At 35.1% G+C, this 6,378-nt stretch carries 8 protein-coding genes; 2 read left to right on the forward strand and 6 right to left on the reverse strand.

Going from position 1 to position 6,378, the window contains the following annotated elements; all coding sequences use genetic code 11:
• The 6 genes from VNJ50_RS13040 to VNJ50_RS13065 form a co-directional block, all read right to left on the reverse strand.
• The coding region (locus VNJ50_RS13040) for a SusC/RagA family TonB-linked outer membrane protein (protein WP_325582614.1) at positions 1–1,370 on the reverse strand (1,370 nt) is incomplete at its 3' end.
• Positions 1,371–1,491: 121 nt separating this feature from the next.
• Positions 1,492–2,592: a FecR family protein gene (locus tag VNJ50_RS13045; protein ID WP_325582616.1), complete on the reverse strand. Its 1,101-nt coding sequence runs from the start codon at positions 2,590–2,592 to the stop codon at positions 1,492–1,494.
• Positions 2,593–2,684: 92 nt separating this feature from the next.
• Complete coding sequence (locus tag VNJ50_RS13050; protein ID WP_325582618.1) at positions 2,685–3,263, reverse strand: sigma-70 family RNA polymerase sigma factor; 579 nt, start codon at positions 3,261–3,263, stop codon at positions 2,685–2,687.
• A 297-nt stretch (positions 3,264–3,560) separates the two neighbouring features.
• A complete protein-coding gene (locus VNJ50_RS13055) occupies positions 3,561–3,956 on the reverse strand; it encodes a rhodanese-like domain-containing protein (RefSeq protein ID WP_325582620.1) in 396 nt (131 codons plus the stop codon).
• A gap of 40 nt (positions 3,957–3,996) precedes the next feature.
• A complete protein-coding gene (locus VNJ50_RS13060; protein WP_325582622.1) occupies positions 3,997–4,308 on the reverse strand; it encodes a rhodanese-like domain-containing protein in 312 nt (103 codons plus the stop codon).
• 137 nt (positions 4,309–4,445) lie between these two features.
• A complete protein-coding gene (locus VNJ50_RS13065; protein WP_325582624.1) occupies positions 4,446–5,000 on the reverse strand; it encodes a TlpA disulfide reductase family protein in 555 nt (184 codons plus the stop codon).
• Positions 5,001–5,088: 88 nt separating this feature from the next.
• Between VNJ50_RS13065 and VNJ50_RS13070 the strand changes: the two genes are divergently transcribed.
• Together VNJ50_RS13070 and VNJ50_RS13075 are read left to right on the forward strand one after the other, a co-directional pair.
• Positions 5,089–5,544 (forward strand): MarR family winged helix-turn-helix transcriptional regulator, encoded by a 456-nt coding sequence (locus VNJ50_RS13070; RefSeq protein ID WP_325582626.1) that lies wholly within the window; start codon positions 5,089–5,091, stop codon positions 5,542–5,544.
• Between the two features lie 31 nt (positions 5,545–5,575).
• On the forward strand, positions 5,576–6,133 hold the full coding sequence (locus VNJ50_RS13075; protein WP_325582628.1) for a YceI family protein: 558 nt from the start codon (positions 5,576–5,578) through the stop codon (positions 6,131–6,133).
• The last annotated feature ends 245 nt before the right edge of the window (positions 6,134–6,378 follow it).

Below are 6,378 nucleotides of genomic sequence, written 5' to 3' on the forward strand. Positions count from 1 at the left end.
TAATCCGTACCGATCAAAATTCCTTCTTGGTCAAATAAAGTTCCGCTGATAAAAAATTTGGTTTTTTCTGAACCTCCAGTTGCCGAAACCTCATAGCTGCTAATTGGCGCATCTCTAAAAATCACATCTTGCCAATTGGTATCGACCTTAATATTATTCATTTGTTCTGGTGTAAAAACCGTCGTTCCCGTAAGGTCATTTCTATATTCCATCCATTGTCTGGCGTTAAGCATATCCAATTTGTTCCACGTGCGCTGCATTCCAGAAAACACGTTGACATTGACCACAGATTGTTGTGCCTTACCCCGTTTGGTAGTAATTAACACAATTCCGTTGGAAGCTCTGGCACCATAAATTGCTGTTGCCGAAGCATCTTTCAAAATACTGATAGAAGCAATTTCACTGGGATTCAAATCAGATAAAGCACTTGCTCCTTGACCGGAATAACTCAATTGTCCATAATCGCCCGTCGTTACAGGAATACCATCAATAATATAAAGCGGTTGGCTAGAACCACTGATGGAAGTTAGTCCACGAATCCTTACCGACATTTCACCACCAGGTGTTCCAGAGTTTTGCATCACCTGAACACCAGAAGCTTGGCCTTGAAGAATACCATCTACCGACGATACAGGTAATCCTTCAATTTGTTTTGAGCTAATAGCAGTCACGGCATCACTGATCAACGATTTCCGTTCGGTGCCATAACCAATAACCACAATTTCTTCCAATGCCATATTATCGGCAATCATTGTGACATTAACCGTTGATACGCCTTCGATTGAAACTTCCTTGGTCACGAAACCTAAGTAAGATATTACCAATGCTTTAGCGTCATTAGGAACTGACAATTCAAAATTCCCATCAAAATCGGTGGTCACACCTCTGTTGGTGTTTTTGATTTGCACGGTTGCACCCATTAGTGGTACGCCAGCCTCGTCCACAACCGTTCCTTTTATAGGACGCTGCTGCTGACTTTGACTACTCATTTTATCGGCATCCACAGTCGGATCTTCCTTAATGACCACTTGCCTAAGGTCAATATTATAGATCAGATTCGTGTTTTTTAAAGCCGTATCCAAAATAGTTGCGACCGTAGCATTTTTGAGTTTTAATGACACTTTGTGCTTTAATACAGCATCTTTATAGAAGAAAATGAATTCACTTTTGCTTTGAATTTCATTAAACAATTCTTCTAAGGAAACATCCTTAACGTTGATATCCATTTTGGTTTGCGCTTTTGAAAAATTCGCAAAAGCCGATCCCAAACCAAAGGTTACTAATAAGAGGAAAACGCGCATCATATGTACCAAATAGTATCTAAAAGATTTTATCCTTTTAAAAGAATAAAGGTTCTCATTTTTATTCATAATTTTGTTTTAGTGGTTAATATTGCTGATTTACAGTGGTATTGATTTTTTTTACGCTAGAGGATGTTGCCGCATCTTCTAGCTTTTTTTATCGGATTCATGTTTTAATGAAGTTTGGTTTTTAGTTAATAATTAGTTTGTTATCTTGAGTTAATTCATAATTAAATTCTGACGATTGCGTTGCTTTAATGGTCTGCATGACATGTTCAATATCTTCCTTGACATCCAGATAGCCAGAAAAAGTTTCGTTGGCCAAGTTTTTGTCATTTATCTTAACTTCAACGTTATAATAGCGCGATATTTTTTTCATGATCGATTTGAGCGAATCGTTTTTGAAAATAAAAATGCCATCGCGCCATGAAAAATAAGGTTCAGTAACTACCGTTTGTGTTTTTATCGTTTTCTCATCTTTATCAAAAGCAGCCAAAGTGCCAGGAACGATCTTGATAGATTTTTGTGTACCGAAAAGTTTGTCGTCCGTAAGATGGATCTCAACGCTTCCACTTTGCAAAACAGTATAGATGGCATGATCATCTTTATAGTTACTTACATTAAACACCGTTCCTAAAACTTCAATTTCTTGATGCTCAGACTTGACAATGAAAGGTTGTTTCTGACGATGTGCCACCTCAAAAACAGCCTCTCCTTCAAGATATACTTCTCTTATATCTGCTTCAAACTGCGCTGGAAATATCAATTTAGAACCAGAATTCAACCATACCTTGCTCCCATCGGACAAAACAATTTCTGAACGTTTGCCAAATGGAACGATTAAGGTGTTAAAAACCGTTTTTTCTTGATAGGTTGTTTTTTGACTTATGGAATGTTCTTTTCCAATTTGTACTTGCTCGCCCGTACTCGAATAACTAATAGCCGAATTATCTTCAGATATTTCAATATTGTGCGCATCGCTTAATACAAGCTGTACCTTATTGCTCGGTTCCAAAGCATTTACAGTTTTCGCAAACGATTCAATAGATGAAGGCTGGGGTGTTGGCGTCGAAAAAAATGCAATAGAAATAAAAATAAGGAGGAGGATCGTAGACACTCCTGTGCCATATTTCAAAAGCCTTCTACGACGGATATAACTATATACCGAACCGGTAATACGTCGTTTCAATGCAGCACGTTCTTTTTTTGAAAGCGGTTGAAAATTTATATTTTTTTGTGAATCACCTTTCATAGCACCAACTAAATAGATTATAAAACATGGGGTTTTCATTGAAATCACAACAAAACACACGATGTCCTACTACTATAAGTCAGATAGGTTTAGTTTATAGACACTTTTTATTGAAAAAGTTTAAATAAATCTTAATAATTCAATAAAAATAAGATGAGGCCCACATAAATCTGCTTCCGCAAAGTCTTGACGGCTCTATAAATAATGGTTCTGGAAGTTTGGATGGAAACGTTCATAATGGTGGCAATATCCTCGTAGGAACGCTCTTCGGTATATCTTAAAAACAAAGCTTTCCTTTGTTTTTTACTCAATTTGGTAATGGCTTTTGCAAGTTTGTAAGCACGGTCGTTTTCAAATTCCTCAGCACAAATGCGATCTTCAATGGAAAGTTCGCCACTTGTTTCATTTTCGTCATAGAAGAAAGGAACAAAGGATCGATTTTTATTTTCAACTTTAAGGATGTTGTTTTTTAAGGATCTGAAGAGATAAAAAGTCACGTTATCGGTTGCGGCAAGTGTTTTTCTGTATTTGTACAAATTCAAAAACAGGTCATGGATGGCATCCATCACATGACTTTTATCTTTGGAAAGCTGCATGCCGTAAGCAAATAGCCTATCCGCATAAATATCATAAAGATCACCCAAAGCGCGCACATCACCATCCTTTAGCTTTGCCCATAAAACAAGTATTTTATTTTTATAGTGGTCCAATATTACAGTCTTTGAAAATGAAAAGTCCCGACCAAAGTTTAGTGCTTCAAAACGTCAATTTATCAACCTATCTAAAATATTAGGCAAGACAGCGAAACGGTAAAAACCTTAATTTCTCTTCAAGCTAAAGTATCCATTTTTATTAAAAATACAGGAACAATAGGTTAATAAAATAATTAGAATAAGTTTTAGACAATTAGCCTTAAATCGAATTTTAGGATGCGATAATTCATAAAAAGCTTGATTACCAGCTTTTATAAAGAAGTGAACAAGAAATAAAACGTTTAGCAGGAATTTTTATTGATCCATTTCAATATCATGATCATCAAAAAGCCATTGTGTCATACCGCCCTCAAGATCGTAAATCTTTATAAAACCAGCGTCCTTAAGCTTTTTAGCACATTTTGAACTCAAACGACCGTCACCACAATATAAAATAACTGGTTTGCTTTTATCCAATTTGCGAATATCCTCATCGAATGTTGGTGAATTAAAATCGATGTTTTGGGAGTTTTTTATAAATCCTTGCAGTCGTTGTTTAGCAGATCTGACATCAACAAGCTGCACATCTTCCATTTCCATTAGGGTTACCATCTCTTCAGGTGTCACTAATGTTATTTGCCCATTGGGTTCTTCACATCCAAAGAGAAACAATGAAAAAACAATGAAGAAAATCAGAAGAAAACGTTTCATTAGGATTGGCATAATGCCACTTAACGGAAAAAATTAATTTTTATTGTGTTGATGGTCCCGTCCAATTACTAAAACCTCCCATTAAATTATAGGTTTTTTCAAATCCCAATTGGTTCATTATGGAACAAGCTTGACCACTTCTGGCACCAGAACGGCAATACAGATAATAACTTTTATCGGTATCTAATTTTTCAATGGCATCAATAAATTCCTGGCCCTTATAAATATCCAAATGGATGGCGTTTGGAATATAACCTTCGCGGATCTCTTCCTCTGTCCGCACATCAATAATCACGGCATTACTGTCGTTTTCTAATTGTGAAGCCCATTCTTGTTGTGATAAATCTGACATAATTATTATTTTTAGAAGTCACAAAACTAATCTTTCTTAATAATATAAACGAAAAAAACTAAAGTGTCTTTCATCAAATTTAGGTTGTGAAAATTTGATAAAAAAACACGCTGATTAAACGGATCAGCAATAATATTTTATTTCAAAAAATGTTTTAGTTCCATTTCCAATTCTTCATAAGTAAAGGTCTGCTCGTAAAATTGACGCTTGTCTTTGTTAAAAATAAGAGTCGCCGGAATGGCACCAGACCAATTGGGATCAATACCAGGAACCCAAGTAGCCGAATCCATGTCATTTAACGCCATAACCTTAGATTTAAGTTGGTGCTTGACTATAAATGGCTTTAAATGCGATTCGTATTTTTTTGGAAAATCGATACTCACTAATAACACCTCAACATCTTTATCGCGATACGTTTGGTTTATCCGCTCAAAATAAGGCAATTCCTTAATGCATGGTGCGCACCAAGTGGCCCAAAAGTTTACAATATAAACTTTATCCGAATCTGTTTTTAAATACGGTTTTAACCCCTCGTAATCCACAATTTCTAAAGGCTGCGCTGTATAACTCGTTGAGGTATCTTTGGTGGCAACAGTCTCCTTCTGCCCTGTTTCTTGCTTACAAGAAAACATAAAGCATAGTACTAAAAAAAAAATAGTTCTCATGGTATAAAAATAATGCGGATTTGACATCGAAACAAATTTTAACAAAAAATTATAGCGCTTTATTTTTTGTGAAATCAAAATTAAACATAAATTTGTATATACAATTGTTGTATATATGAATGAGATCGAAAACATACTGATGACCGCATCACCGTTATCCTTGACCAAAAGGACGGTTTTGAATATTTCATATACCAACATTGTTTTTAGGGAAAATATTTCAACTGCTTTAAAACCTTTTGATATTTCTATCGAACAATTTAATGTTCTGAGAATTTTAAGAGGAAAAAAAGGAAATCCTGCAAACTTACAGGACATTCAGAACCGAATGGTCAGTAAAATGAGCAACACCACAAGACTGGTGGATAAACTTATTTTAAAAAATCTTGTGAAGCGTTTTACATGTGAAAACAATCGCAGAAAAGTTGAAATTTTTATTACCGTGGATGGTTTGGAACTCTTAAAAATCATCGATCCTATCCTTGATGAAGCAGAAACCAATTTAACCACTTCCCTAACCAATGAAGAGTTAACAACCCTAAATAATTTATTAACAAAACTTAGAACTTAAAACAATTAAAATCAAAACAACAAAAACAATTATGAAAAGTACATTAATCTTAGCAATAGCATTTGTAGCCAGTTCATTCACCCTTTCTACTGAAAAGCCTGTTGACGTCAACAATAGTAAAATCACTTGGAAAGGACACAAAGTCACTGGAACCCATGATGGCCATATCACTCTTCAAAAAGGCGCACTTAAATTTGACGACAAAAATCAGTTGACGGGCGGATCTTTTATCATGGACATGCCAACCTTAACAGTGACTGACTTAGAAGGTGAAATGAAAGGCAATCTTGAAGCTCATTTAAAATCAGATGATTTTTTCAGTACTGAAAAACATACCACGGCAACATTTGTCATTACAAACGTATCAGGAAAAGACGGCAAATACAAGGTAACCGGCGATTTAACCATCAAGGGCATCACCAATCCAAACACTTTTGACATGGTGGTTTCTGGAAATACTGCTAAAGCCGACCTTAAAGTTGACCGCACCAAATATGACATCAAATTCAGATCGGCGAGTTTCTTTGACAACCTCAAGGACAAAGCTATTTATGATAATTTTGATTTGAACGTAAATCTCAAGTTTTAACCTTAAAACAAAGTAAATCTTAACAACGAAATTCTTAGAATCCAGCACGTGCTGGATTCTTTTTTTTTATCTTTTTTATAAAAAATTTGAATAATTAAATATTCATTTCTATATTTGAAAAAATTAAAAACATGTACACAACTTTAAATCATACTTGGTGGTGGAACTTTTCGAAACAACATTCGTGAGGTAACGCTATAGGTATATTTAAAAACTAATATAAAAAGGCTTGTCATTCACGACAG

Source organism: Gelidibacter sp., from assembly GCF_035577925.1.
Classification (GTDB): domain Bacteria; phylum Bacteroidota; class Bacteroidia; order Flavobacteriales; family Flavobacteriaceae; genus Gelidibacter.